Annotated in this window: 26 protein-coding genes; 13 read left to right on the top strand and 13 right to left on the bottom strand. The window is 67.4% G+C overall.

Features of this window, described 5'->3' with window-relative positions:
• Positions 1-93 precede the first annotated feature (93 nt).
• Positions 94-1,053: a sigma-70 family RNA polymerase sigma factor gene (locus tag ACR2JI_RS10190; RefSeq protein ID WP_526389954.1), complete on the bottom strand. Its 960-nt coding sequence runs from the start codon at positions 1,051-1,053 to the stop codon at positions 94-96.
• Between the two features lie 147 nt (positions 1,054-1,200).
• A complete protein-coding gene (locus ACR2JI_RS10185) occupies positions 1,201-1,599 on the bottom strand; it encodes a DUF3099 domain-containing protein (RefSeq protein ID WP_526389953.1) in 399 nt (132 codons plus the stop codon).
• 93 nt (positions 1,600-1,692) lie between these two features.
• Here ACR2JI_RS10185 and ACR2JI_RS10180 point away from each other — a divergent pair, with 93 nt between their 5' ends.
• Positions 1,693-1,932 carry a DUF3039 domain-containing protein gene (locus tag ACR2JI_RS10180; RefSeq protein WP_526389952.1) on the top strand — a complete coding sequence of 80 codons (240 nt, stop codon included), beginning with the start codon at positions 1,693-1,695 and terminating at the stop codon, positions 1,930-1,932.
• On the opposite strand, the gene ACR2JI_RS10175 is transcribed toward ACR2JI_RS10180, so the two are convergent.
• Complete coding sequence (locus ACR2JI_RS10175) at positions 1,919-2,929, bottom strand: YhjD/YihY/BrkB family envelope integrity protein (RefSeq protein ID WP_526389951.1); 1,011 nt, start codon at positions 2,927-2,929, stop codon at positions 1,919-1,921. The genes ACR2JI_RS10180 and ACR2JI_RS10175 overlap by 14 nt on opposite strands.
• Positions 2,930-3,000: 71 nt before the next feature.
• Positions 3,001-3,192, bottom strand: coding sequence for a DUF7455 domain-containing protein (locus ACR2JI_RS10170; RefSeq protein WP_526389950.1), 192 nt, complete (start codon positions 3,190-3,192; stop codon positions 3,001-3,003).
• Between the two features lie 187 nt (positions 3,193-3,379).
• Between ACR2JI_RS10170 and ACR2JI_RS10165 the strand changes: the two genes are divergently transcribed.
• Together ACR2JI_RS10165 and ACR2JI_RS10160 are read left to right on the top strand one after the other, a co-directional pair.
• The gene (locus tag ACR2JI_RS10165; RefSeq protein ID WP_526389949.1) at positions 3,380-3,718 is read left to right on the top strand and encodes a DUF952 domain-containing protein; all 339 of its coding nucleotides are present in this window, start codon (positions 3,380-3,382) and stop codon (positions 3,716-3,718) included.
• A gap of 200 nt (positions 3,719-3,918) precedes the next feature.
• Entirely contained in the window at positions 3,919-4,758 is an 840-nt protein-coding gene (locus tag ACR2JI_RS10160; protein WP_526389948.1) for a YjiK family protein, read from the top strand.
• Here ACR2JI_RS10160 and ACR2JI_RS10155 read toward each other — a convergent pair.
• Both ACR2JI_RS10155 and ppgK read right to left on the bottom strand, forming a co-directional pair.
• Positions 4,755-6,542: an RNA polymerase sigma factor gene (locus ACR2JI_RS10155; RefSeq protein WP_526389947.1), complete on the bottom strand. Its 1,788-nt coding sequence runs from the start codon at positions 6,540-6,542 to the stop codon at positions 4,755-4,757. The two genes, ACR2JI_RS10160 and ACR2JI_RS10155, sit on opposite strands and share 4 nt — an antisense overlap.
• A 155-nt stretch (positions 6,543-6,697) precedes the next feature.
• Entirely contained in the window at positions 6,698-7,468 is a 771-nt protein-coding gene (gene ppgK / locus ACR2JI_RS10150) for a polyphosphate--glucose phosphotransferase (protein ID WP_526389946.1), read from the bottom strand.
• A gap of 98 nt (positions 7,469-7,566) precedes the next feature.
• Between ppgK and ACR2JI_RS10145 the strand changes: the two genes are divergently transcribed.
• Positions 7,567-8,427, top strand: a complete 861-nt coding sequence (locus ACR2JI_RS10145; protein WP_526389945.1) for an inositol monophosphatase family protein — start codon at positions 7,567-7,569, stop codon at positions 8,425-8,427.
• A 10-nt stretch (positions 8,428-8,437) separates the two neighbouring features.
• Here the strand turns inward: ACR2JI_RS10145 and cei are convergent, their stop codons facing one another.
• Positions 8,438-9,088 (bottom strand): envelope integrity protein Cei, encoded by a 651-nt coding sequence (gene cei, locus ACR2JI_RS10140; protein ID WP_526389944.1) that lies wholly within the window; start codon positions 9,086-9,088, stop codon positions 8,438-8,440.
• 188 nt (positions 9,089-9,276) lie between these two features.
• Between cei and ACR2JI_RS10135 the strand changes: the two genes are divergently transcribed.
• On the top strand, positions 9,277-9,579 hold the full coding sequence (locus ACR2JI_RS10135; protein WP_526389943.1) for a DUF4193 family protein: 303 nt from the start codon (positions 9,277-9,279) through the stop codon (positions 9,577-9,579).
• Between the two features lie 17 nt (positions 9,580-9,596).
• On the opposite strand, the gene ACR2JI_RS10130 is transcribed toward ACR2JI_RS10135, so the two are convergent.
• Complete coding sequence (locus tag ACR2JI_RS10130; RefSeq protein WP_526389942.1) at positions 9,597-10,073, bottom strand: DUF3093 family protein; 477 nt, start codon at positions 10,071-10,073, stop codon at positions 9,597-9,599.
• 25 nt (positions 10,074-10,098) lie between these two features.
• Between ACR2JI_RS10130 and dut the strand changes: the two genes are divergently transcribed.
• A complete protein-coding gene (gene dut, locus ACR2JI_RS10125; RefSeq protein ID WP_526389941.1) occupies positions 10,099-10,563 on the top strand; it encodes a dUTP diphosphatase in 465 nt (154 codons plus the stop codon).
• Entirely contained in the window at positions 10,560-11,396 is an 837-nt protein-coding gene (locus tag ACR2JI_RS10120; RefSeq protein ID WP_526389940.1) for a DUF3710 domain-containing protein, read from the top strand. The genes dut and ACR2JI_RS10120 overlap by 4 nt, the downstream gene beginning before the upstream one ends.
• A gap of 4 nt (positions 11,397-11,400) precedes the next feature.
• On the opposite strand, the gene ACR2JI_RS10115 is transcribed toward ACR2JI_RS10120, so the two are convergent.
• On the bottom strand, positions 11,401-12,099 hold the full coding sequence (locus ACR2JI_RS10115; RefSeq protein ID WP_526389939.1) for an alpha/beta hydrolase: 699 nt from the start codon (positions 12,097-12,099) through the stop codon (positions 11,401-11,403).
• Between the two features lie 116 nt (positions 12,100-12,215).
• Here ACR2JI_RS10115 and ACR2JI_RS10110 point away from each other — a divergent pair, with 116 nt between their 5' ends.
• Positions 12,216-12,587, top strand: coding sequence for an OB-fold nucleic acid binding domain-containing protein (locus ACR2JI_RS10110; RefSeq protein WP_526389956.1), 372 nt, complete (start codon positions 12,216-12,218; stop codon positions 12,585-12,587).
• Between the two features lie 98 nt (positions 12,588-12,685).
• A complete protein-coding gene (locus ACR2JI_RS10105) occupies positions 12,686-13,282 on the top strand; it encodes a DUF3159 domain-containing protein (protein ID WP_526389955.1) in 597 nt (198 codons plus the stop codon).
• A 5-nt stretch (positions 13,283-13,287) separates the two neighbouring features.
• Here ACR2JI_RS10105 and ACR2JI_RS10100 read toward each other — a convergent pair whose 3' ends face one another.
• On the bottom strand, positions 13,288-13,953 hold the full coding sequence (locus ACR2JI_RS10100; RefSeq protein WP_526389938.1) for a potassium channel family protein: 666 nt from the start codon (positions 13,951-13,953) through the stop codon (positions 13,288-13,290).
• Positions 13,950-14,621 carry a potassium channel family protein gene (locus tag ACR2JI_RS10095; RefSeq protein ID WP_526389937.1) on the bottom strand — a complete coding sequence of 224 codons (672 nt, stop codon included), beginning with the start codon at positions 14,619-14,621 and terminating at the stop codon, positions 13,950-13,952. Before ACR2JI_RS10095 ends, ACR2JI_RS10100 begins: the two co-directional genes overlap by 4 nt.
• 102 nt (positions 14,622-14,723) lie before the next feature.
• Here ACR2JI_RS10095 and ACR2JI_RS10090 point away from each other — a divergent pair, with 102 nt between their 5' ends.
• The 4 genes from ACR2JI_RS10090 to dxs are packed head-to-tail and all read left to right on the top strand — an operon-like array spanning position 14,724 to position 21,167.
• On the top strand, positions 14,724-16,724 hold the full coding sequence (locus tag ACR2JI_RS10090) for an amino acid permease (RefSeq protein ID WP_526389936.1): 2,001 nt from the start codon (positions 14,724-14,726) through the stop codon (positions 16,722-16,724).
• Positions 16,721-17,908 carry a class I SAM-dependent RNA methyltransferase gene (locus tag ACR2JI_RS10085; protein WP_526389935.1) on the top strand — a complete coding sequence of 396 codons (1,188 nt, stop codon included), beginning with the start codon at positions 16,721-16,723 and terminating at the stop codon, positions 17,906-17,908. The genes ACR2JI_RS10090 and ACR2JI_RS10085 overlap by 4 nt, the downstream gene beginning before the upstream one ends.
• A gap of 10 nt (positions 17,909-17,918) precedes the next feature.
• A complete protein-coding gene (gene nhaA, locus ACR2JI_RS10080; protein WP_526389934.1) occupies positions 17,919-19,250 on the top strand; it encodes a Na+/H+ antiporter NhaA in 1,332 nt (443 codons plus the stop codon).
• A 9-nt stretch (positions 19,251-19,259) separates the two neighbouring features.
• Positions 19,260-21,167, top strand: coding sequence for a 1-deoxy-D-xylulose-5-phosphate synthase (dxs, locus tag ACR2JI_RS10075; protein ID WP_526389933.1), 1,908 nt, complete (start codon positions 19,260-19,262; stop codon positions 21,165-21,167).
• 2 nt (positions 21,168-21,169) lie between these two features.
• On the opposite strand, the gene ACR2JI_RS10070 is transcribed toward dxs, so the two are convergent.
• Positions 21,170-22,426 (bottom strand): HRDC domain-containing protein, encoded by a 1,257-nt coding sequence (locus tag ACR2JI_RS10070; protein WP_526389932.1) that lies wholly within the window; start codon positions 22,424-22,426, stop codon positions 21,170-21,172.
• The gene (locus ACR2JI_RS10065; RefSeq protein WP_526389931.1) at positions 22,426-23,028 is read right to left on the bottom strand and encodes a DUF3000 family protein; all 603 of its coding nucleotides are present in this window, start codon (positions 23,026-23,028) and stop codon (positions 22,426-22,428) included. The genes ACR2JI_RS10070 and ACR2JI_RS10065 overlap by 1 nt, the downstream gene beginning before the upstream one ends.
• Between the last annotated feature and the right edge of the window lie 53 nt (positions 23,029-23,081).

Here is a 23,081-nt window from a genome sequence, read left to right as displayed (position 1 = left end):
TGCGTCTACTACCCCCCCCGGAAATCGCGATCCGGCAAACACGTGGGCCCGCCGGAGATACCCGGGGGGCCCACTCGTGGAAGGCGCTGACGCTCAGCTGGCGTATGCGCGCAGCCTGTCGGCGTTATCGCCCTGACGGAGCTTGGCCATCACGTCACGCTCGATCTGGCGGACCCGCTCACGGGACAGCCCGAACAGCTTGCCGATCTGGTCGAGCGTCCGCGGCTGGCCGTCGTCGAGGCCGAAGCGCAGTTGGATGACTTGCTTCTCCCGCTCGTCGAGGGTGGCCAGCACGCGCCGGATGTCGGTGTGCAGCAGTTCGGAGATCACCGCGTTCTCCGCCGACATCGCCTCGGAGTCTTCGATGAAGTCGCCCAGCGGAGCTTCCTCGTCCGCGCCCACCGGCATGTCGAGGCTGACCGGATCGCGGCTGTGGGCGAGCAGATCGGTGATCTTCTCCACCGGGATGCCCGACTCCTCGGCCAGTTCCTCATCGGTGGCCTCGCGGCCGAGGTTCTGGTGCATCTCCCGCTTGATCCGGGACAGCTTGTTGACCTGCTCGACAAGGTGGACAGGTAACCGGATGGTGCGGCTCTGGTCGGCCATGCCACGGGTGATCGCCTGACGGATCCACCAGGTCGCATAGGTGGAGAACTTGAAGCCCTTGGTGTAGTCGAACTTCTCCATCGCGCGGATCAGTCCCAGGTTGCCCTCCTGGATCAGATCCAGCAGTGGCATGCCGCGACCGGTGTAGCGCTTGGCCAGCGATACGACCAGGCGCAGGTTCGCCTCGAGCAGATGGCGCCGGGCAGCCTGGCCGTCGCGCACGATGACCGCGAGGTCCCGCTTGCGGGCCTCGCCGAGTCGCTTGCGGGTGTCCAGCAGGTGCTGGGCGTACAAGCCGGCCTCGATGCGCTTGGCGAGTTCAACCTCGTCCTCTGCGCTCAGCAGAGCGGTCTTACCGATCCCGTTCAGATACACGCGCACGAGGTCGGCAGCGGGACTCTGGCTGTCCAGATCGCTGTCAACCGCTTTGGTGGTGACGTTTGCCATGATGGCCTCCTGATCGGCTCCGACTGTCACAAGGTTCAACGACGGACGCGACAGGAGAGTTCCCGCGCTCCGCCGAACTCACACGTTCTGACGTGCACGAATGCCGAGCGTTTGTGAGAATCTATTAAGAAACCGGGCCGATGGGGCCTAGTTGAACCGTTCCTCGCCCTGATAGTCGGCGCGTGATTGCGGGGTCTCGGTGAAGGCGGCCTCCAGCGCGGGCGGCTGGCGATGCGGGAACAGCGCGGTCTGTCGGGGTGCGTCGGGGTAGCGGCGCGGTTCTTCGGCGCGGCGCGGCGGACGATCGTTGGCGATCAGCACGGCCATCCAGGGCAGTGGGATCGAGACGGCCAGGATCGCCAGGGAGAGCAGGCCGTTGTGCCAGATGCCGTAGGCGATGGCGGCGCCGAGGAATGCGGGGATCCGCCAGATCATCAGCTTCAGGTATTTCCGGACCCGGCGACGATGCTGTTCGTCATAGGAATAGGCGGCACGGGTGATGAGTACGGGACGGCCATCGTCGTCGAATCCCAGATCGTGCACCATGCCTTCACTTTTCCACACCGGGTCCGTTTCCAACGAGCCGGATTTCTTACATCCCGCTTACCGCTGCGGCGACTTTGCGGGCACAATGGCGACATGGACACTCAGACCATCGAGCGCCCCGACACCGACGAACGCGTCGACGACGGCAACGACAGCGACCGGCCCAAGGTCTTCCACTATGTGAAGAAGGACAAGATCGCCGAGAGTGCCGTCATGGGCAGCCACGTGGTGGCGCTGTGCGGCGAGGTGTTCCCGGTCACCCGCGCCGCCAAGCCCGGATCCCCGGTCTGCCCGGATTGCAAGCGCATCTACGAGAGTCTCAAGAAGGGCTGACGCGGGCCGGTTGGCGGTCGGGGGTTCCCGCGGCGTCGTCGCCGGCCGCGGCAGCGGCTGCTCGATCGGCCTCGTCGGTGATACCGGGATTGCGCCGGTTGCGCCACCGGGTCCGCCAGCGGTGCCAGTGCGGTTCGGGTGCAGGCCATTCGTCTTCGATTGCGGCGTTGAGTTCAGCCCCCATCATGATGGCGAAACCGAAGAAGAACGCGAACAGCAGGAACGCGATCGGGGTCGCCAACGCTCCGTAGGTGTATCCGGTGCGGGTGATGTACTGCAGGTAGACGCGGAGACCGCCGGTTGCGACCACGAATACCGCTGTCGCCAGGATCGCACCGACCACCAGGCGATGGGTCGGCAGCGGCTTCGGCAGCGACACCCGGTAGAGGACGGTGAAGGTAACCACCAGCGCCAAGAACAGCATCGGGTAGTACCCGAACTGCAGTATGTTCTGCCAACTCTCCGGGACGTACTCGCCGATCTTGCGTGGACCGAGTGCGAGCAGGGGAGCGGCCACCGTCACGAACACCAGCATCACCAGGTAGAGACCGAGGGCGAAGAAACGCTGCCGGACCGGATGGCGCAGAGCGGTCTGATCGTGGGCCTCGACCACGGAATCCACCAGCGCTGATATTGCCGAGGAACCTGCCCACAGGCTGATGACGAAACCCAACGAGACGACTTCGCCGCGGGCGCCCTGTGCGATGTCTCGGACCGTCGGCTCGATCAGTTCGGCGACGATGTTCTTGGAGAAGAAGGTGTTCGAGGTGCTGATCAACTGGCGCTGGATGGTCGGCAGGGTATCGGGGCCGAACAGCGGAGCGACGTAGGCGAGGCTGCCGAGCATCCCGAGCAGCAGGGGTGGCAGCGACAGCGCCGACCAGAAGCCGACTTGAGCAGACTCCGAGAAGATCGAATCATCCCAGCTTTTGGACAACGTCCGCTTGAAGATTCGCCACGCGTGGTGGCGGGTGGGCTTGGCCGGCTGGTCGCTCATCGCAGACCAGCATTCCCGATCACGGCCGCAGCAGGTGGCAACGTGGCCGTATCGGACCGTAGTTGGACCGATTAAGCGTCGGCAGCGCTGACTTCCAGCACGGCGGCCAGCTCGACGAGCTTGGCCTGGTGCTCATTGGCGTGGTGCTGGCAGAACAACAGTTCGGCACCTGAGGGCAGTTTGGCCCGGACCTGCGCCGCCGCACCGCAGCGGTCGCAGCGATCAGCCCTGGTCAACTCCGGACTGGTGATCGTTGCGTTCATGGCTCCTCCGTAGGTCCCGGTCTTCTGAGCGCTCTGGGCGGCAGCGTCAAGGTGTCACTGTCGTGTCTCTACTGTCTCAGACGTTCTGGCTGACGGGCTTGTTCCCGCGCCGAGCCGATTTGTCGTGTCTCACGCTCCCTTTTCCGCCTTATTCGTGCAGTGTGGCGGGGTGCATCCGAATCCGCAAATGCTGGTGCATCTGTGTGTCCGACAGCACTGGGAGACATTCCGCTCACAGGGTGAGATCCGGCCTGAACCTGATGTGGGTTTCATCCACCTGTCCACCCAGGCGCAGGTCCACCTCCCGGCCGGCCGGATCTTCGCCGGCCGTACCGACCTGGTGCTGCTCTATCTGGACCCGGACCGGCTCGGCTCGCCGCTGCGCTGGGAGCCGGGGGTACCGGGTGACCCGGAGGCGATGCTGTTCCCGCACCTGTACGGACCGCTTCCGGTCGATGCCGTCGTTGATGTCCGGGACTACCGCGAGGGTCCCGACGGGACGTTCCCGCCCCTTATCCACAACTAGCGACTATCCACAACTAGCGATCGAGGCGAATTCACGATCCGGTGGCCGCTGTTAGGTTTCGGCCGGGAACACCGTTCGTTGTCCATCCCCCGAGAACCGACGGGTTTCCGGTGACGGTGTCCGGGCGCGGCTGCCACGCGGGGTCCCCCCATTCCGCGATCGCCGTGCCCGGCCACCTCACCGCCACCTACAGTGCCCGGGTGGCCAAGCCTCCGAAACTGACGGTGCGTGACGTCGCCGACGTTCCGTTGCGGGAGGTCTCCGGCCTGACCCTGCACGGTGAAGATCTGCTCGCGGTCGGGGACCACGATCCGGTGGTGTTCAGCGCACCGTTGGGTCAGTGGCCGCCGCGGTGGCGGGGGATCGACCTGGCCGGCCTCAGCTTGCCCGACGGCGGTACCCAATTCGAGGCGGTGGCCTCCGCCGGCGAGCACATGGTCCTGGTGCTCCAGGAGCAACCGGCCAGGGTGCTGCACTTGGACCTGTCGGCACCGCGACTGCTCGGCCAGTTCGACCTCGACGTTCCGGATGGGCATCCGCTGCGGCAGTCCTGGCTCGGGGACCGCTCATCGCGCGGTGAGTCGCTGATTCTCACCGATCGCGGCCATCTGATCGTGATGAAGGAAAAGAACCCTGCGGCGATCCTGGAGTTCGGCCCGGCCGGGGATGCGCCGGTCGGTTGGAGACGGGGCGGTCGCCCGGTGGCGCCGGTGTCCGGCGACGCGTCGATGACAGTGTTGGCGACCTGGTGGCCGGGCGAGGGGTTGGCCACCTGGCTGCCCGATATCAGCGACGCCACCGTCGGCCCGGACGGGCGGCTCTACCTGATCTCGGATCAGGGGAATTCGATTGCGCGCCTTCCGGATTCGCTTGATGCCGCGGGCGGCACCGTTGAGGCGGACGCAATCTGGCGGATCGCCGGCAGCCCGGAGAACGCCGAGGGATTGGTGATCCTCGAGGACGGCACCCCGCTGGTCGGGCTGGATACCAAGTCGCCCAGACGCAACCTGCTGCGCCTGGAACCGCTACCGCTCGATTAGTCGAGGTAGTCGCGGAGTACCTGGGATCGGCTCGGGTGGCGCAGCTTCGACATGGTCTTGGATTCGATCTGGCGGATGCGTTCGCGGGTGACTCCGTACACCTGGCCGATCTCGTCAAGGGTGCGCGGTTGGCCGTCGGTCAGGCCGAACCGCAAACGCACCACGCCGGCTTCGCGCTCCGAGAGCGTCTCCAGCACCGACTGCAGCTGATCCTGCAGCAGGGTGAAGCTCACTGCGTCGACGGCGACCACGGCCTCGGAGTCCTCGATGAAGTCACCGAGCTGGCTGTCGCCCTCGTCGCCGATGGTCTGATCGAGTGAGATCGGTTCGCGGGCGTACTGCTGGATCTCCAGCACCTTCTCCGGCGTGATGTCCATTTCCTTGGCCAGCTCCTCCGGAGTGGCCTCGCGGCCCAGATCCTGGAGCAGCTCGCGCTGGATGCGGCCGAGCTTGTTGATCACCTCGACCATGTGCACCGGGATGCGGATGGTCCGCGCCTGGTCCGCCATCGCGCGGGTGATGGCCTGCCGGATCCACCATGTCGCGTATGTGGAGAACTTGTAACCCTTGGTGTAGTCGAACTTCTCCACTGCGCGAATCAGGCCGAGATTGCCCTCCTGGATGAGGTCCAGGAAGGCCATTCCGCGACCGGTGTAGCGCTTGGCAAGTGAGACCACCAGACGCAGGTTCGCTTCCAGCAGATGGTTTTTCGCGCGATCGCCGTCGCGGCAGATCCACGTCATATCGCGGCGCTGCTGGACCGGCAGCTTCGCGCCGCCCTCGGTCAGTTCGGTCATCTTCTGGGTGGCGTAAAGCCCGGCCTCGATGCGCTTGGCCAGTTCAACCTCTTCCTCTGCGTTGAGGAGGGCGACCTTGCCGATCTGCTTGAGGTAGGCCCGTACCGAGTCGGCGGAGGCGGTGAGCTCGGCGTCCTTGCGGGCCTGCCGGAGTGCCTCGGACTCCTCCTCATCCCAGACGAAGTCGCCGGAAGCCTTGTCCTTGTCGGTCGGCTCGGGCAGCTCCTCGTCTTCGGCGGTTTCGGTGGCCGGGGCGCTCGCCACCGCCGCCACCTCCTCGGCGACCTCCTCGAGGTCAGCGAGGTCGATCACCTCACCGTCCAGCTCCGGCTCGACGGTCAGATCGGTGTCGAGTTCGTCGATGACTACGTCGTCGTCCTTGACGGCGGTGGCCGCCGCTGCGGTGGCCTTCTTGGCCCGTCCGCGCGCCGCTTTCGCCGGCTCAGGCGCTGTCGCCTTCGCCGCAGACGCCTTGGTTGCCTTCGCCGGTGCTGCCTTCGCCGGAGCCGGCTTGGCGGCCGCCTTCGTGGGTGCGGCCTTGGCCGGTGCAACCTTTGCGGCCTTGGCAGCCTTGGCGGGTGCTGCCTTGGCGGGTTTGGCGGCTGTCTTCGGGGCTGCGGCCTTGGCCGGTGCCGCCTTGGTCGCTTTCGCCGGTGCCGCCTTGGCGGGCTTGGTGGGTGCTGGTTTTGCGGCCTTGGTTGCCTTCACAGGCGCTGCCTTCGCGGCGCCTTTAGTGGCTTTGGCGGGTGCGGATTTGGCAGCGGCCTTGGCCGGAGCTGCCTTCGCGGCCTTGGCGGGAGCTGCTTTTGCGGCAGCCTTGACGGGGGCTGCCTTGACTGTCCGCTTAGTCGGCGCCGACCGATTGGCGGCCTTGGCCACGGCCTTCTTCGCGGCCTTCTTCGCGGGGGTCTGGGTGGCGGTGCGCTTCACCGGCTTCTCGGTTGCCGGGCTGGCTTTGGTCGCTGCCACGTACGCCCTTTCGGTCATGCAGGCTCTCGGCGTGGGCGCGGACGTGCCTCGCCGAGAGCGTTAGCTATGGGAAATGTCAGCGTGATCTGCAGAGATACTCACCGCTGTCATTTGCGGCCGCCGCGGTCCATTGTAACGACTCGTTGGAGGTCCGCTGAGCACTGCGGCCCGCCTCAGTGCTCTGACTGTGCTTCGGCGGCCGCCATCGCGGCGCCGACGATGCCTGCCGTGTTGAGCAATTCGGCCGCCACGACGGGGGTTCGGTTGGTCAGCAGTGGGATCCATTTCTCGGCTTTCCTGCTGATTCCGCCGCCTGCGATGAACAGGTCTGGCCAGATCGCGTTCTCCACGGCGACCAGTACCTTGGTGACCTCTTTGGCCCACCGCTGGTAGGACCAATCCTTGCGCTCCTTGACCGATGATGCCGCGCGGTGCTCGGCCTCTTTTCCGCCGACCTCGATATGGCCGAACTCGGTGTTGGGCAACAACATTCCGTTGTGGATCACCGCCGAACCGATCCCGGTTCCGAAGGTCAGCAGGACGACGACGCCCTTGCGATTGCGCCCGGCTCCGTAGTGCTGTTCGGCGAGGCCGGCGGCGTCGGCGTCGTTGAGGACGGTCACCGGGCGGCCGTCCAGGGCCCGGCTGTACTGCTCGGCCGCGTTGGTGCCGATCCAGGACCGGTCGACGTTCGCCGCGGTGTGCACCACACCGTCGACCACCACGCCGGGGTAGGTGACGCCCAGGGGCCCGGAGAAGTTGAAGTGCCGGACCACCTCGGCAACCGTCGCGGTCACCGCCTCCGGTGTGGCCGGCTGGGGTGTCTCGAGCCGGAATCGCTCACCGACGATCTGGCCGGTGGCCAGGTCGATGACGGCGCCCTTGACCCCGCTGCCGCCGACGTCGACCCCGAGGGCCTGGCCGGTGAAGGTGTTTCCGGTCATTGCTGGTCTCCCTGGGCTGCTGGCGGGACGGCTCCGACGAAACCCGACACTAGTGGGTGCGCGGTCCGGTGAGGTGCCGATTGTGTTGCGATGGCGCGGTGAACCACAACCCGCCCACCGAACTTCGCGACGTGGCCGAACGAGTCGCCGCCGAGGCCGCCGACTATGTGCGGCGCAGGCGCCCGGATCTCTTCGGGACCGGCGATGCCGACTCGCGGCACGCCTCGCCGAACACGATGACCGTTCGCGCCAAAAGTGGCCCCACCGACCCCGTCACGATCGCCGACACCGAGACCGAGCAACTCGTCCGGGACCGGCTCGCCGAGCTGCGGCCGGGCGAACTGATACTCGGCGAGGAGGGTGGCGGCGAAGACGCCGCACCCGGCTCTGTGCGCTGGGTGGTCGACCCCATCGACGGCACGGTGAACTTCGTCTACGGCATTCCGGCCTATGCCGTCTCAGTGGCCGCCCAGGTCGACGGGGTATCGGTGGCAGGGGCCGTCGCGGATGTGTGCAGCGGCGAGGTGTATTCCGCGTCGGTCGGTGGGGGAGCCCGTGTCCGGGCCGGTGACCGGCGCCGCGCGCTGCGCTGCAGTGCGGCGACGGAGCTCTCGATGACCCTGCTGGGCACTGGATTCGGGTATGACCCGCGTCGGCGCGCCGCGCAGGCCGCGTTGGCCGCGAGGGTGATCGCGGAGGTGCGCGACATCCGCCGGATCGGTTCGGCGGCGCTGGATTTGTGCTCGGTGGCCGCCGGTCGCCTCGATGCCCACTATGAACACGGCCTCAATGTCTGGGACTGGGCGGCGGGGGCGTTGATCGCCGCGGAGGCCGGGGCGGTGGTCGTATTGCCCGCCGAGGTGGCCGGAGCGGGTCTGCTGGTGGCTGCGGCGCCCGGTGTCGCCGCCGCGCTGATCGCAGCCTTGGAGAAACACGGAGGGCTGGACCCGCTGCCCTGAGCGGCCGGGCTCAGCAGGTGCCGTTGTGAATCTTGGCCACCAGGGCCGAGTCGGCCGGCTCATTGGCGCCGGGCCGCAGGCCGGACAGCACCGCGGCGATATCGTCGCTGTTGGCCAGTGAGTTGAAGTCGGTGCCGATCACCAGGTCCACCGAGTCGTCTTTGCGGTCGTCCTGATACAGCTCCACGCACGGCGCCACCAGCCAGGTCGCTGCGGCTCCCGACTTACCGCTCTGGCCGAATCTGATCTGGCCCTGGCAGGACAGCCGTGCACCCGCGTAGATCGGGTCATTGGCGGCGGTCGGAGCGGCGAAGCCCAGGTCGCGCAGCGCCCCGGCGACCTCCCCGGCCTGACCGCCCTGACCGCTGGCGTTGAGCACCCGGACCTTGGTGTCGGCCAGCTTCGCCGGGGCGACATCGACCAGGGTCGAACCGGACACCCGTTCGCCCAGCCGCGGTGCTGAGGAATCGGCGGGTGTCGGCGGTGCCGGGCAGGCGGCAGCTTCGCGGACGTCGACCGGACGGGTCAGCACCAGGGCCCACACCAAAAGCGTCAGTGCGAACAGCGCCGCCACCGCGATGATCCCGGGCCGGTAGTTGCGCCGACGGAACGGCTGCCCGTCTTTGTCGTAGGATGACCCTGCGGTGATGTGAGCGACCACGAGAGCACTGTAGTGGCCGCGCCGCGAGGCTGATAGAACACGTCGATCAGCCGGATTCAACGAATGTGATGAAAATCATACTCAAACTCGCCGATTCCCGGGCAGGAATGGTTTTGCGCAGGCGTTCCACGCTGGTACAAAGCTGTGCGCAGGTTTGACGCTCACGGGTACGACGAAAGGGAGTGACGATGGCTACTGACTACGACGCCCCACGGCGGACCGAGACCGACGAGGTGGCCGAGGACTCCCTTGAGGAGCTCACCGCGCGCCGAAATGAGGCGCAGTCCGCCGTCGTCGACGTCGACGAGTCCGAGTCTGCCGAATCCTTCGAACTGCCCGGTGCCGACTTGTCCGGCGAGGAGCTCTCGGTCCGGGTCATCCCGAAGCAGGCCGACGAGTTCACCTGCTCCAGCTGCTTCCTGGTGCATCACCGCAGCCGCCTCGCCAGCGAGAAGAACGGCGAGATGATCTGCACCGACTGTGCCGCGTAGGGCCGCCGCTCAACGGCTCAGGAACGCAGCGCTGACAGCACCCGGTCTGGGTGCCGGGAGCTGACCAGCCAGTACGGCGTCGGATCGTCCGGATCGTTGAGCACCACCAGCACCATGGGGCCCACCCAGGTGCGGTGTAAAACGAAGGCGGCGGGATCGAGCTGCCGGCCCATTGCAGCGGACTTCGCCGACTTGGGGACCTCGGCTGAGCGCTCGATCACCGAGGCGGGCAGGTGTGCCGGCCCGGCCCACAGCTCGATATCGGTTCCGTCACTGACCACCCGCAACTCCGTGCGGCTGAGGCTCACCAGCACAACCACCGCGATGACACCGAGCACCGCGTACGGAACCCAGACCGGTGGCTGCAGAACGCTCATGTTGACTTCCGCGGCGAGCAGCGCCGCGAATCCCAGGCCGACCGGCCACCACCACCACGGCACCCACAACCTCTCGCGGTACCGCAGGGTTTGCGAGGTCACACGCGAGTCGGACACTCGGCCAAGGGTAGTCTTTCCCCCCGTGCCCACCAGTCTTGCGGTGGTTCGTCTGGACCGCGATCTCCCGATGCCCAGCCGTGCCCATGACGGCGATGCCGGTGTTGATCTCTACAGCGCCGAGGATGTCGAACTGGCACCCGGAGAACGCAGCCTGGTTCCCACCGGTATCGCCGTAGCCATCCCGCACGGCATGGTGGGCCTGATCCACCCGCGTTCAGGTCTGGCTGCGCGCGTGGGTCTTTCGATCGTCAATAGCCCGGGCACGGTTGACGCCGGCTATCGCGGTGAGATCAAGGTGTCACTGATCAACCTGGATCCGGCGGCGCCGATCACCATCCGGCGCGGTGACCGTATCGCCCAGTTACTGGTTCAGCAGATCGAGTTGCCGGAACTGGTCGAGGTGACCTCGTTTGAGGATGCCGGACTCGATGACACAACCCGTGGCCAAGGTGGCCACGGTTCCTCCGGCGGACATGCGAGTTTGTGATGGCATTCGGCAGACGTAAGCGCGATCAGGATCAGGACGAGGCCGCCGCGAAGGCTGCCGGGAACGTCGCTGGGAACGTCGACGTGGCGGTCGACGAGAGCGCTGAGGTGACGGTCGCCGAGGTGGCCGTGCGGATCGCCGGGGACGGGGCCGGTGACGACGATCGCGGACCCTTCGAAATCGAGGACTTCGACAACCCCGAGGACGCCGCACTGGCGCGTCTGGACCTCGGATCTGTGCTCATCCCGATGCCGCCGGGCGGCCAGGTCCAGGTCGAGATGCAGCCCAACGGCCTGCCGAACGCGATCTGGGTGGTCACTCCGAACGGACGCTTCACCATTGCCGCCTATGCGGCCCCGAAGTCGCCAGGCCTGTGGCGTGAGGTGGCCGGCGAACTGGCCGAGGCGCTGCGCAACGACAACGCGTCGGTGACCATCGAGGACGGTCCATGGGGTCGCGAGGTGGTCGGTACCGGCACCGGCGTGGTCCGCTTCATCGGTGTCGACGGTTACCGGTGGATGATTCGCTGCGTTGCCAACGGTACCGCCGAGTCGATTGACGCGGTGGCCGCGGAGGCGCGGGAAGCCTTGGCGGACACCGTGGTTCGTCGTGGTGAGACTCCGCTCCCGGTGCGTACCCCGCTGCAGGTGCAGCTGCCCGAAGAGATGGCCGCCCAGTTGCGGGCGGCCGCCGCTCAGCAGGCCGCGATGGCCGCCCAGCAGGCGATGATGCACCAGCAGCAGATTCAGCAGCAGATGCTCGCGCAGCAGGAGGCGGCGCGCCGGGCAGCCGAGGACGCGGCCATGCAGCAGTCCGGCGGCGTCGAAAGCTGAAAGCTCAGCACTCCCGGAGCGTGGCCAGGCAGGCCGTGCCGAGGGATTGCGGGTCCGGACCGAATTGCTCGAGGGTCACCGTGCCCAGCGCCGCCCGCGGAGCAGTCTGGGCCCAGTGCCGGGCCACCGCCAGCGGGTGGACCGCATCATCGGGCGCGCCCACCACCGCCATCGGGACCGACAGCCGCCGCAGGGCCGCGGTGTCCGGCGCCGGGTATCCGGCGGCCGCCTCCATCGCCCCGGGCAGCCCCGGCCATTGCCGCCGCCAGGAGCGTGCCAGCTCGTCGGCCAGCCAGACCGGGCTTGATGCCCGCATCGCAGCCGTCACCGCGTCCAGGCCGTCGTTACGCAGCATCGTGGCGGTGTGCCGGGCGGAGCACGCGGCCGGAGCGTCCCCTGGCGCCCCCGTCCAGGGCGGGAGAACGGCCAGCACCGCGATGGTCCGGTCGGGGTGCGCCAGAGCCCAGGAGGCCGCCACGGCGGCCCCCAGCGACACGCCGCCGACCGCGATCGGGCCGCCGGCGGCGGCTGACTCCAGCGCGGCGAGATATCCCCCCAGCAGGTCGTCGGGGTTGGGTCGTACGGCCACCAGGGTTGCACCTGCCCGCTCCAGTGGGCCCGCGAACACTCTGCGCAGGTAATCGTCATCGGAGCCGGTCCCGGGCAGCAGGACCGTCAGCACCCCGCGCATGTCGACCGCCATGCCACGATCGTGCCCGGTGCACAATGGGGGTGGCAGCCTGGGTAGGCCTCGTGGCGCCGGGGCAGCGCAAGGTCTACGGTTGCGGTGGCAACGAGAACGAGCATGCAGGAGAGACCATGGCTGCGGCCGAAGGTTTTGTACGTCGCCTTACCCGTCGTATGGCGGAGACCCCCCAGCGGCGTGACGTCGCAGAACCCATCGGTGACGCCGACACCTCCGGCGCCCAGCGCGCGGTCGATTGCCAGCGCGGTCAGGAAGTCACCATGGTCGGCGAGTTGCGCACCGTCGAGGCAAATGCCAAGGGCTGCGCCGGCGGCGTGCGGGCAGAGTTGTTCGACGGCACCGACACCGTGACACTGGTCTGGCTGGGTCAGCGGCGGATCCCCGGCATCGACTGCGGTCGGACCCTGCGCGTGCACGGCCGGCTGGGCATGCTGGAGAACGGCAGCAAGGCGATTTACAACCCGCACTACGAAATTCAGCGTTGACCCCGGCTGAAACCGCGGGGCCCGACGACGCAGTCGACACCACAGCGAAGGCCGACACCACAGCGAAGCGCACGCCCGGTCAGGCGCTGCTGGACCAGATGGGTGGCCTCAGCGGCCTGATCTATTCGGCACTCCCGGTTGCGGTCCTGGTTCCGGTTTCCACCGCCTTCGGGCTACTTCCCGCGATCGGCGCGGCAGTCGGCGTCGCGCTGGCGATTTTGATCTGGCGGTTGATCCGGCGCGATTCCGTGCAGCCGGCGCTGGCCGGATTCTTCGGGGTCGGTGTCAGCGCGCTGATCGCCTGGCTCGTCGGCGCGTCGAAGGGCTACTTCCTGCTGGGGATCTGGACCTCACTGATCTGGGCGGCGGTATTCGCGCTGTCCGTGCTGATCCGCCGGCCGATCGTCGGCTATATCTGGAGTTGGGTCAACGGCCATGACCGAGCCTGGCGCAAAACCCGCCGGGCAGTACTGGCATTCGATCTGGCGACGCTGACCTGGGTCGCAGTCTTCGCGGCCCGGTTTCTGGTGCAGCACCACCTCTACGACGCCGATAAGACCGGTTGGCTGGGAGTCACCCGCATCGCGATGGGCTGGCCGCTGACGGCGATAGCAGCGATTGCCACCTACCTGGCGATCCGGGCGGCGCAGCGAGCGATCCACGCCGCGCACGCCGGCAGCCATCCGCAGACCTGAGGCGGTTACTCGCCCGTTCCACCAAGCAGGGTGCGCAGTTCGCCCTCGACGTCCGGTGAGGTGACGAACAGCAGTTCGTCACCGCCTTCGAGTGGTTCGTCGGCATCGGGCACGATGACCCGCTGACCGCGCAGGATGGTGACCAGCGCGGCATCTCGGGGCAGGGTCAGCTTGCGCACCGGACGGCCGCCCCAGGGAGTGTCCTCGGGCAGCGTGATCTCGACGAGATTGGCATTACCTTTGCGAAACTCCATGAGCCGCACCAGATCTCCGACAGCGAAGGCCTCCTCCACCAGTGAGGCAAGCATCCGCGGGGTCGACACGGCGACGTCCACGCCCCAGGCGTTGTCGAACAGCCACTCGTTGCGCGGATCGTTGACCCGGGCCACCACGCGCGGTGCGGCGAACTCGGTTTTGGCGAGCAGCGAGAGCACAACGTTTGCTTTGTCGTCGCCGGTCGCGGCGATCACCACGTCGTATTCCTCGAGGTGCATCGACTCCAGCAGGCTCAGCTCGCAGGCATCGCCGAGCAGCCATTCCACCGCAGGGATCGCTTCCGGGTCGATGTGCTTGGAGTTGCGATCGATGAGGGTGACGGCATGGCCGTTCTCGACCAGTTCGCGGGCGATCGAGCGGCCCACCGCACCTGCTCCGGCGATGGCGACCTTCATTCCCCGACTCCTTCCGCCGGCGGCCGTGCGGCGATGGCCAGGGCCTCGGCGGCGTGTCCGGAGACCGCGGCGAGGTAGATCTGGTCGCCGGCCTGAATGACGGTCTTCGGTTCGGGCAGCAGTCCGGTGCCGAAGCGGATCAGGAAGGCGATCCGGGCGCCCGTTGTCTCCTCCAGGGTGGTCGCGAGGTGGCCGACCCAGGCCTCGTGCAACTCGGCTTCGCAGACCGCGACGGTGCCGGTGGGGTCACGCCACTTTGTGGTCTCCGTCTCATGGGTCAGGGTGTGGAGCAGACGGTCGGTGGTCCACGGGACGGTCGCGACCGTGGGGATGCCGAGCCGCTCGTAGACCGCCGCACGTTTGGCGTCGTAGATACGGGCCACCACCCGTTGCACGCCGAACATCTCCCGGGCCACCCGTGCCGAGATGATGTTCGAATTGTCGCCGGAGGAGACCGCGGCGAAGGCGTCAGCACGCTCGATTCCGGCCCGCAGCAGCACTTCCCGATCGAAACCCATGCCCAGGATCTTCTCGCCGGAGAACTCCGGGGAGAGCCGGTTGAACGCGGTCGGATCACGATCGATGATCGCCACCTCGTGCCCGATTCGGCTCAGCGCGTCACCCAGCGAGGCGCCGACGCGGCCGCACCCCATCACCACAACCCGCACCCCAGGTTCCTTTCGGCTGAGTATCGGTCACGTGCCCGTCGGCCCGCCGGAGGGCCGCCACGGCAAGGGGAACGCTACCGGCTCCGCGATGAAGGCCTACCCTTGGCTCTCGTGTCCAAGCTTTCCAGCGGTCTGCGCCGGGTGTTGATCGGGCAGCCGTTCCGCAGCGACAAGCTGGCCCACACCCTGCTACCCAAGCGCATCGCCCTGCCGGTGTTCGCCTCCGACGCCATGTCGTCGGTGGCGTATGCCCCTGAGGAGATTTTCCTGGTCCTGTCGGTGGCGGGACTCTCGGCCTATGCGATGGCGCCCTGGATCGGTGTGGCGGTGGCCCTGGTCATGCTGGTCGTGGTCGCCTCCTACCGGCAGAACGTGCATGCCTACCCCTCCGGTGGCGGTGATTACGAGGTGGTCACCACCAACCTGGGTCCCACCGCCGGGCTGACAGTGGCCAGTGCGCTGCTGGTCGACTATGTGCTCACGGTTGCGGTGTCGATGGCCTCGGCGATGTCCAATATCGGCTCGGCGGTGCCGTTCATCGCCCAGCACAAGGTGATCTTCGCGGTAACCGCGATCGTGTTGCTCACGGCGATGAACCTGCGTGGCATCCGGGAGTCCGGCACTGCGTTCGCCATCCCCACCTATGCGTTCATCGGCGGCATGTTCTTGATGCTGATCTGGGGTTTCTTTCAGATCTACGTGCTGGGTCACGACCTGAAAGCGGAGTCGGCCGGCTTCGAACTGCATTCCGAACACGGCGACGTCATGGGGTTCGCGCTGATCTTCCTGGTGGCCAGGGCATTCTCATCCGGGTGTGCGGCACTGACCGGCGTCGAGGCCATCAGCAACGGGGTGCCGGCCTTCCGCAAGCCGAAGTCCCGCAACGCTGCGACCACGCTGGCGCTCCTCGGCGGACTTGCCATCACCATGTTCCTGGGCATGATCGTCCTGGCGATCGAAACCGGGGCCAAACTCGCCGAGAGTCCCGAGCAGTTGATCGGTGCGCCGCCCGGCTACCACCAGAAGACGCTCGTCGCGCAATTGGCCGCCAGCGTCTTCCACGACTTCCCGCTCGGGCTTTACCTGATCACCGGCGTCACCGCGTTAATCCTGGTGCTGGCCGCCAACACGGCGTTCAACGGGTTCCCGGTACTCGGCTCGATCCTGGCCCAGGACCGTTTCCTGCCCCGCCAGTTGCACACCCGCGGCGACCGGCTGGCCTTTTCCAACGGCATCCTGTTCCTGGCGTTCGCGGCGATCGCCTTCATCGTTGCCTTCAACGCCGAGGTGACCCAACTGATCCAGCTCTACATCGTCGGAGTGTTCGTATCGTTCACCCTCAGCCAGATCGGCATGGTGCGGCATTGGAACCGCCATCTGCGCACCGAGGATGACCCTCAGGAACGCCGTCGGATGATGCGCTCCCGGTTGATCAACATCATCGGATTGCTCTCCACCGGAGCGGTGCTGATCGTGGTGCTGGTCACCAAGTTCATGGCGGGGGCCTGGATCGCGATCGTGGCGATGACGGCACTCTTCCTTCTGATGAAGGGCATCAACCGGCACTACGCGGCCGTGTCGCGTGAGCTCACCCCGAATGAGGAGGAAGCCGGCTCGGTCGTACTGCCCAGTCGCAACCACGCCGTGGTGCTGGTCTCCAACATGCAACTGCCCACTCTGCGAGCGCTGGCATACGCCCGGGCGACCAAGCCCGACAAGCTGGAGGCGCTCACGGTCAACGTTGATGACGCCGAGACTCGCAAGCTGGTGCACCAGTGGGAGGACAGCGACATCACGGTTCCGCTGAAGACGCTGGCGTCTCCGTACCGGGAAGTGACCGGACCGGTGGTCGACTACATCAAGCGGATCACCAAGGAATCGGCCCGGACCGTGGTCACCGTGTTCATCCCGGAGTACGTCGTGGGCCACTGGTGGGAGAGTCTGCTGCACAACCAGAGCGCGCTGCGGCTCAAGGCGCGGCTGCTGTTCATCCCCAACGTGATGATGACCTCGGTTCCGTGGCAATTGAATTCATCGGAGCGTGTCAGGCAGCCTGAAGGACAGAGCGCCGCCGGTGACGTGCGCCGGGGCTTCACGGAGTGACGGCGGCGGCGCAGACAGAGCTGGTACTGACCACCGGCCCCGCGGCCAACGGCGGTAGTTGCGTGGCCCGCCACGACGGCCGCGTGGTGTTCGTCCGCTATGCCCTGCCGGGGGAGCAGGTGCGGGTCCGGGTCACCTCCGAGAAGGGGTCATACTGGCATGCCGAGGCGATCGAGATCCTCGAGGCCTCGCCGGATCGGGTGCAGCCGCTGTGCCCGATCGCCGGTCCGGATGCTGCGGGATGCTGTGACCTTGCCTTCGCCGATCCGGCTGCCGTCCGGGCGCTCAAGGGCGGCGTCGTCGCCAATCAGCTTGCGCGCCTAGGGGATTACCTCTGGGAGGGTGCTGCCGAGCCGATCGGAACGGGCGGCGCAATGGGCTGGCGAACCCGGGTCCGGCTGGCTGTCGGTCCCGACGGCAGTGCGGGCTTCCACCGCTTTCACAGCACCGAGGTCATCACCGATCTGCGATGCGGGCAACTACCGGAAGGGATGCTGGCCGGCCTCGGCGGGCCGCGCTGGCGACCCGGCGATGAGATCCACGTGGTGCTCGACGACGACGGCAACCGCCATGTGGCCGCCACCACCAAGGGGGAGCGTGGCATGACGGTGGCCGAGGGTGGCCGCGAGTGCATACAGCGGGTCGGCGGGCGGCAGTGGCATTTACCCGTGACCGCGTTCTGGCAGTCCCACCGGGACGCACCGCAGGTCTACAGCGATCTGATCGCTCAGTGGGCCGCAGGTATCGACGGGCTGCGCGCCTGGGACCTCTACGGCGGGGCCGGACTGTTCGCCGCAACATTGGCCGACGCGGTCGGTGAGCGGGGACTGGTGCTGACCGTGGACACCTCACGTCCGGCGACCGATGCGGCACGGGCGGCACTGGCCGACCTGAGCCAGGTACATGTCGTGACCGAGTCGGCACGACGTTTCCTGGCCTCGCACAACGATGGCGCCGATATCGCGGTGCTGGACCCGCCGCGAGCCGGCGCGGGTAAGGACGTCATCGAGATCCTGGCGAAGACGGGTGTGCCCCGGGTGATCCACATCGGTTGCGAGGCAGCGGCCTTCGCCCGCGATATCGGGCTGTATCAGCGCAACGGATACCGCGTCGATCACCTGCGAGTGTTCGACGCCTTCCCGCTGACCCACCACGTGGAGTGCGTCGCCCTGCTGAGCCGATAGATTTCTCACCATGCCCGCTCGGTTGTTCACCCGTGGCTCATGGTCGGAGACCCGCCGTGTCATCGACATCCTGCACAAGGAGACCGTCGGCGGCGCGATCCTGCTGGCCGCCGCAACGATCGCACTCGTGTGGGCCAACTCGCCGTGGTCGGAGTCCTATCACGCACTGACCCGTTTCCGGGTCGGCACCGATGATCTGGGCCTGCATCTGAACCTGTCGCTGGCCGGCTGGGCCGCCGACGGGCTGCTGGCGATCTTCTTCTTCGTCGTCGGCCTGGAGCTCAAGCGCGAGTTCGTCGCCGGGGACCTTCGTGAGCCGTCCCGGGCCGCGCTGCCGATCGCCGCCGCCATCGGCGGAATGGTCGCACCGGCGCTGATCTTCGTCGCCTTCGCCGCCGGCACCGGTGAGGGGGCCCTCAGCGGCTGGGCCATCCCGACGGCGACCGACATCGCATTCGCGGTCGCGGTGCTCGCCGTCATCTCCACCCATCTGCCGACCGCATTACGCACCTTTCTGCTGACCCTGGCGGTGGTCGACGATCTGCTGGCCATCACCGTCATCGCGGTCTTCTACACCGACCGCATCAACCTCGGCGCGCTGCTGCTGGCGCTGATCCCGCTGACGCTGTTCGCCGTCCTGGTTCAACGTCGGGTCCGGACATGGTGGCTGCTGATCCCGCTGGCAGCACTGACGTGGGCGTTCGTCCACGAGTCCGGAATTCACGCCACTGTCGCCGGCGTGCTGCTGGGATTCACCGTCCCGGTGCTGCGCAGTGACAGAGATACCGGGGATCACGCCGGCGACACCGACGGGCCGGGTCTGGCCGAGCGTTTCGAGCACCAGATGCGGCCGATTTCGTCGGGATTCGCGATCCCGGTCTTCGCCTTCTTCGCCGCCGGTGTGACCATCGGGGGCTATGACGGTTTGGTGACAGCGCTCCGCGATCCCATCGCGCTGGGGGTCGTCGGCGGGCTCGTGATCGGCAAGACCCTCGGGATTTTCGGCACCACTCGGGCGCTGGCCGCGTTCACTCACGCCAGCCTGGATTCCTCGCTGCGATGGATCGACGTGTTCGGCGTCGCGATCCTGGCCGGCATCGGATTCACGGTATCGCTGCTGATAGGAGAGCTGGCCTATGCCGGGGACCTGCCCCGCCAGGGGGTGGTCAAGGTGGCCGTGCTCACCGGTTCGCTGCTGGCGGCGTTGCTGGCCGCGGTGGTGCTGCGGATCCGCAACCGTCACTACCGGGCGGTGTTCGAGCTGGAGACCGCCGATCCGGACCAGGACGGGGTGCCTGATGTCTATCTCGCCGGGCGGGACCCCGCCGGTCCGGATGCGTAGACTGATCGGATGCTCGAACAGGTCCGCGGCCCCGCTGATCTGCAACGCCTATCCCAAGCTCAGCTGACCGAACTGGCCGACGAGATCCGTCAGTTCCTCATCCACAAGGTCGCTGCCACGGGAGGTCACCTGGGGCCAAACCTCGGTGTGGTGGAACTCACCCTGGCGCTGCACCGCGTATTCGACTCACCGCACGACCCGATCATCTTCGACACCGGCCATCAGGCGTACGTGCACAAGATGCTGACCGGGCGCAGCGCAGACTTCGACACCCTGCGAATGAAGGGCGGCCTCTCGGGGTATCCGTCCCGGGCCGAGAGTGACCATGACTGGGTCGAATCGAGTCACGCTTCAGCCGCGCTGTCCTATGCCGACGGCCTGTCCAAGGCGTTCGAGTTGTCCGGACAACGCAACCGGCATGTGGTGGCCGTCGTCGGCGACGGGGCGCTGACCGGCGGCATGTGCTGGGAGGCGCTCAACAACATCGCATCGGCGAAGCGACCGGTGGTCATCGTCGTCAATGACAACGGCCGCAGCTACGCGCCCACCATCGGCGGGCTGGCCGAACATCTGGCCGGGCTTCGGCTGCAACCCGCCTATGAGCGGATGCTGGAACGCGGCCGCAATGCGGTGCGGGCCATCCCGGTCATCGGCGAGGTCTGCTTCCAAGCCATGCACAGCGTGAAGGTCGGCATCAAGGACGCGGTGTCCCCGCAGGCGATGTTCACCGATCTGGGGCTGAAGTACGTCGGCCCGATCGACGGCCATGACGAGCACGCCGTGGAGAATGCGTTGCGGCACGCCCGCGGCTATAACCGACCGGTGATCGTGCACGTGGTCACCCAGAAGGGGATGGGTTACCCGCCGGCCGAGAACGACGAGGCCGAGCAGATGCACTCCACCGGAGTCATCGACCCCAAGACCGGCTTGGCCACCAGGGTCGCCGCGCCGGGCTGGACCTCGGTGTTCTCCGACTCGCTGATCGCCTACGCCGGGGCACGGCGCGACATCGTGGCCATCACCGCGGCCATGCCGGGTCCGACCGGGTTGGCGGAGTTCGGTGAGCAATTCCCCGACCGGCTCTTCGACGTCGGCATCGCCGAGCAGCATGCGATGACATCGGCGGCCGGCTTGGCGATGGGCGGCATGCATCCGGTGGTAGCGATCTACTCGACGTTCCTCAACCGGGCTTTCGACCAGATCATGATGGATGTGGCGCTGCACAGGTTGCCGGTCACCATGGTGCTCGACCGGGCCGGCGTGACGGGCAATGACGGCGCAAGCCATAACGGCATCTGGGATCTATCGATCCTGAATGTGGTGCCCGGCATCCGGGTGGCCGCGCCGCGGGACGGTGCCCGACTGCGCGAGGAACTCGGCGAGGCCCTCGAGGTCCACGACGGCCCGACCGCGATCCGCTTCCCGAAAGGCGAAGTGGGCCAGGATATTCCGGCCCTGGAGCGGATCTCCGGAGTCGATATCCTGGCCCGTCCGGCCGACGGCCTCGGCGACGATGTACTGCTGGTCGCGGTGGGGGCGTTTGCGCCGATGGCGCTGAAGGTCGCGCAGCGATTGCGCGTGCAGGGCATCGGGGTGACGGTTGCCGATCCGCGCTGGGTACTTCCGGTACCGGCCGCATTGGCGCCGCTCGCCAGTGCCCACAAGCTCGTTGTCACCTGCGAGGACAACGGCCTGGCCGGCGGTGTGGGATCGGCGGTCTCAGCTGCCCTCCGCGCGATGGAGATCGACGTGCCGTGCCGCGATCTGGGCGTGCCGCAGCGATTCCTGGAACATGCGTCCCGTGGCGAGGTCCTCGAAGAGGTCGGGCTGACCGAGCAGAACATCGCCCGTCAGGTGACCGGTTGGGTCGCCGCACTGGGCGCTGCCGACGATTCAGTGACCGAACGCGTCGACTAGTCCTAATTGTCTGCCGGGCCGGTGGCCAGCGTTCGGGCCAGCACCGGCACCACCAGTTCGCGCTGCCAGTTGCGCGCGCCCCAGGTCTGCAGCACGGCGTCCACCGCATCGGGGTCCTGAACCGCCGAGTCCAGCCAGTCCCAGCACAGCCGACGCACCGACTCCGGTGACACCAGGTTCTCGGTCGGTACTCCCACCTGTCCGGACAACTCCGTCAGCGCGGATCTGACCGCTTCCAGACGGGCCGCCGCCTCCGGCTTGCGCTTGCTCCACCGCACCGGTGGAGGCGGTCCGCTGTTGGGTTCGTTGGCCTCCAGCGGTTCGGTGCTCGAGCGCGCGGCCTCCAGTGCGTCGAGCCACACCCGGGCGGACTTGCGTTGTTTCTGGCCGCCGAACACCGGCAGCGCGATCAGTTCCTCGGCGGTTTTCGGGTCGGTCATGGCGGCGGCGATGATCGCCGCGTCGGGCAAGATCCTGCCCGGCGCGATATCGCGACGGCGGGCGATCTGGTCACGCGCGGTCCACAGCTCGCGCACCGCCGCAAGGGCAGGACCGGTGCGGACCTTGTGAATCCCGGAGGTCCGGCGCCAGCGATCGCGCCGGGTGGGGGAGCTCTCGGCGCAGCGCAGGTAGTCGAATTCCTCAGCGGCCCAACTGTTTTTGCCCTGTTCGACCAGGATGTCGCCGATCGCGGAGCGCAACTCGATGAGCACTTCCACGTCCAGTGCCGCGTAATTCAGCCAGTCCGCCGGCAGCGGTCGCTTGGACCAATCGGCTGCGCCGTGGCCTTTGGCCAGGCCCAGGCCCAGCAGTCGCTGCACCATGGCCGCCAGGTTTACCCGCTCGAACCCGGCCAGCCGGCCGGCAAGTTCGGTGTCGTAGAGGGCCGGAGGGCGTAGCCCCACCTCGGCCAGGCAGGGGAGGTCCTGGTCCGCGGCGTGCAGGATCCATTCGTCGGAGGCCAGCACGTCGGCCAGTGGTTTGAGGGTGTCGATGGGGCTGCCGCCGTGGTTGACCGGGTCGATCAGGACCGTTCCGGCCCCGCTGCGCCGGATCTGGATCAGGTAGGCGCGGTTGGAGTAGCGGAATCCGGAGGCGCGTTCGGCGTCGACGGCGAACGGCCCGGTGCCCGAGGCCAGCGTGGCGGCGGCGTCGGCGATCTCATCGGCACTGACCGACAACGGCGGCACACCCTCGGCCGGGCACAGTAGCGGTACGGCCTCGGGGCCCGCGGGATCGTCCGGAGTGTCGGTCGACATCAGGCGCGTGAGCGCGAGCTCAGGTCGGTGACTCCCGACGGAGGCAATCCGGCCGCATGCTCGAGGACCTCACAGAACGCCTGCACATGGGTGCCGAGATCCAACGTGGTGGCGGTCCAGGACGCCCGCATCTCCAACTGGTGCGCTCGCGGCGGCCCGGAGATGTCCCCGTACCGCACCGAGGTGGTGGCGGTTACGGTTCCGCCCAGAGCGGTCACCTGATCACCGCGGGAGTCCAGCGCCTCGACCAGCCAGCTCCAGGCGACTTCGGGCAGCAGCGGGTCGACGGCCTCGCTCGGGTCCAGGTCGGCCTGGATGAAGGCGACCAAGCGCATGGTGCCGTCCCAGGCGTCGGCGCCCTCGGGATCGTGCAGCAGGATCAGCCGGCCGAACGCATCGCCATCGGAGTTCTCCGGGAGCGGCACAGCTTCCTCGCGCTTGACTTCGGCACCGAGCGCGTAGCTGTACGGCGCAAGTCGCTGAGGTGGACGAATCGGCCCGAGTTCGATCTCCGGCCGCACCCGGGCGGCATTCATTGCGGCCACGGCTTCGCTGAACTGCGCCGGTTCCGCACTAGTCACGACGGTTGACGCTAGCCGCATCCTGCAGGCCGTGCAGGCAGGCGCGCCGTGCCCCCGGCACGGCCGTGGCAGCA

This window comes from Mycobacterium sp. (assembly GCF_051006775.1).
GTDB lineage: Bacteria > Actinomycetota > Actinomycetes > Mycobacteriales > Mycobacteriaceae > Mycobacterium.
Note: the sequence above shows the minus strand (reverse complement) of the source record. Positions and strands in the feature narration are given on the sequence as shown.

Bases quoted from the DNA above. Each gene is read 5' to 3' on its own strand.
- ACR2JI_RS10110 (WP_526389956.1), top strand. From the start codon at position 12,216: ATGGCTGCGGCCGAAGGTTTTGTACGTCGCCTTACCCGTCGTATGGCG.
- ACR2JI_RS10065 (WP_526389931.1), bottom strand. From the start codon at position 23,028: ATGCGGCTAGCGTCAACCGTCGTGACTAGTGCGGAACCGGCGCAGTTC.
- ACR2JI_RS10185 (WP_526389953.1), bottom strand. From the start codon at position 1,599: ATGGTGCACGATCTGGGATTCGACGACGATGGCCGTCCCGTACTCATC.
- ACR2JI_RS10190 (WP_526389954.1), bottom strand. From the start codon at position 1,053: ATGGCAAACGTCACCACCAAAGCGGTTGACAGCGATCTGGACAGCCAG.
- ACR2JI_RS10170 (WP_526389950.1), bottom strand. From the start codon at position 3,192: ATGAACGCAACGATCACCAGTCCGGAGTTGACCAGGGCTGATCGCTGC.
- ACR2JI_RS10155 (WP_526389947.1), bottom strand. From the start codon at position 6,542: ATGACCGAAAGGGCGTACGTGGCAGCGACCAAAGCCAGCCCGGCAACC.
- nhaA (WP_526389934.1), top strand. From the start codon at position 17,919: ATGCCCGCTCGGTTGTTCACCCGTGGCTCATGGTCGGAGACCCGCCGT.
- ACR2JI_RS10115 (WP_526389939.1), bottom strand. From the start codon at position 12,099: ATGGCGGTCGACATGCGCGGGGTGCTGACGGTCCTGCTGCCCGGGACC.
- ppgK (WP_526389946.1), bottom strand. From the start codon at position 7,468: ATGACCGGAAACACCTTCACCGGCCAGGCCCTCGGGGTCGACGTCGGC.
- ACR2JI_RS10070 (WP_526389932.1), bottom strand. From the start codon at position 22,426: ATGTCGACCGACACTCCGGACGATCCCGCGGGCCCCGAGGCCGTACCG.
- ACR2JI_RS10165 (WP_526389949.1), top strand. From the start codon at position 3,380: ATGCTGGTGCATCTGTGTGTCCGACAGCACTGGGAGACATTCCGCTCA.
- ACR2JI_RS10175 (WP_526389951.1), bottom strand. From the start codon at position 2,929: ATGAGCGACCAGCCGGCCAAGCCCACCCGCCACCACGCGTGGCGAATC.
- ACR2JI_RS10105 (WP_526389955.1), top strand. From the start codon at position 12,686: ATGGGTGGCCTCAGCGGCCTGATCTATTCGGCACTCCCGGTTGCGGTC.
- ACR2JI_RS10135 (WP_526389943.1), top strand. From the start codon at position 9,277: ATGGCTACTGACTACGACGCCCCACGGCGGACCGAGACCGACGAGGTG.
- ACR2JI_RS10180 (WP_526389952.1), top strand. From the start codon at position 1,693: ATGGACACTCAGACCATCGAGCGCCCCGACACCGACGAACGCGTCGAC.
- ACR2JI_RS10100 (WP_526389938.1), bottom strand. From the start codon at position 13,953: ATGAAGGTCGCCATCGCCGGAGCAGGTGCGGTGGGCCGCTCGATCGCC.
- dxs (WP_526389933.1), top strand. From the start codon at position 19,260: ATGCTCGAACAGGTCCGCGGCCCCGCTGATCTGCAACGCCTATCCCAA.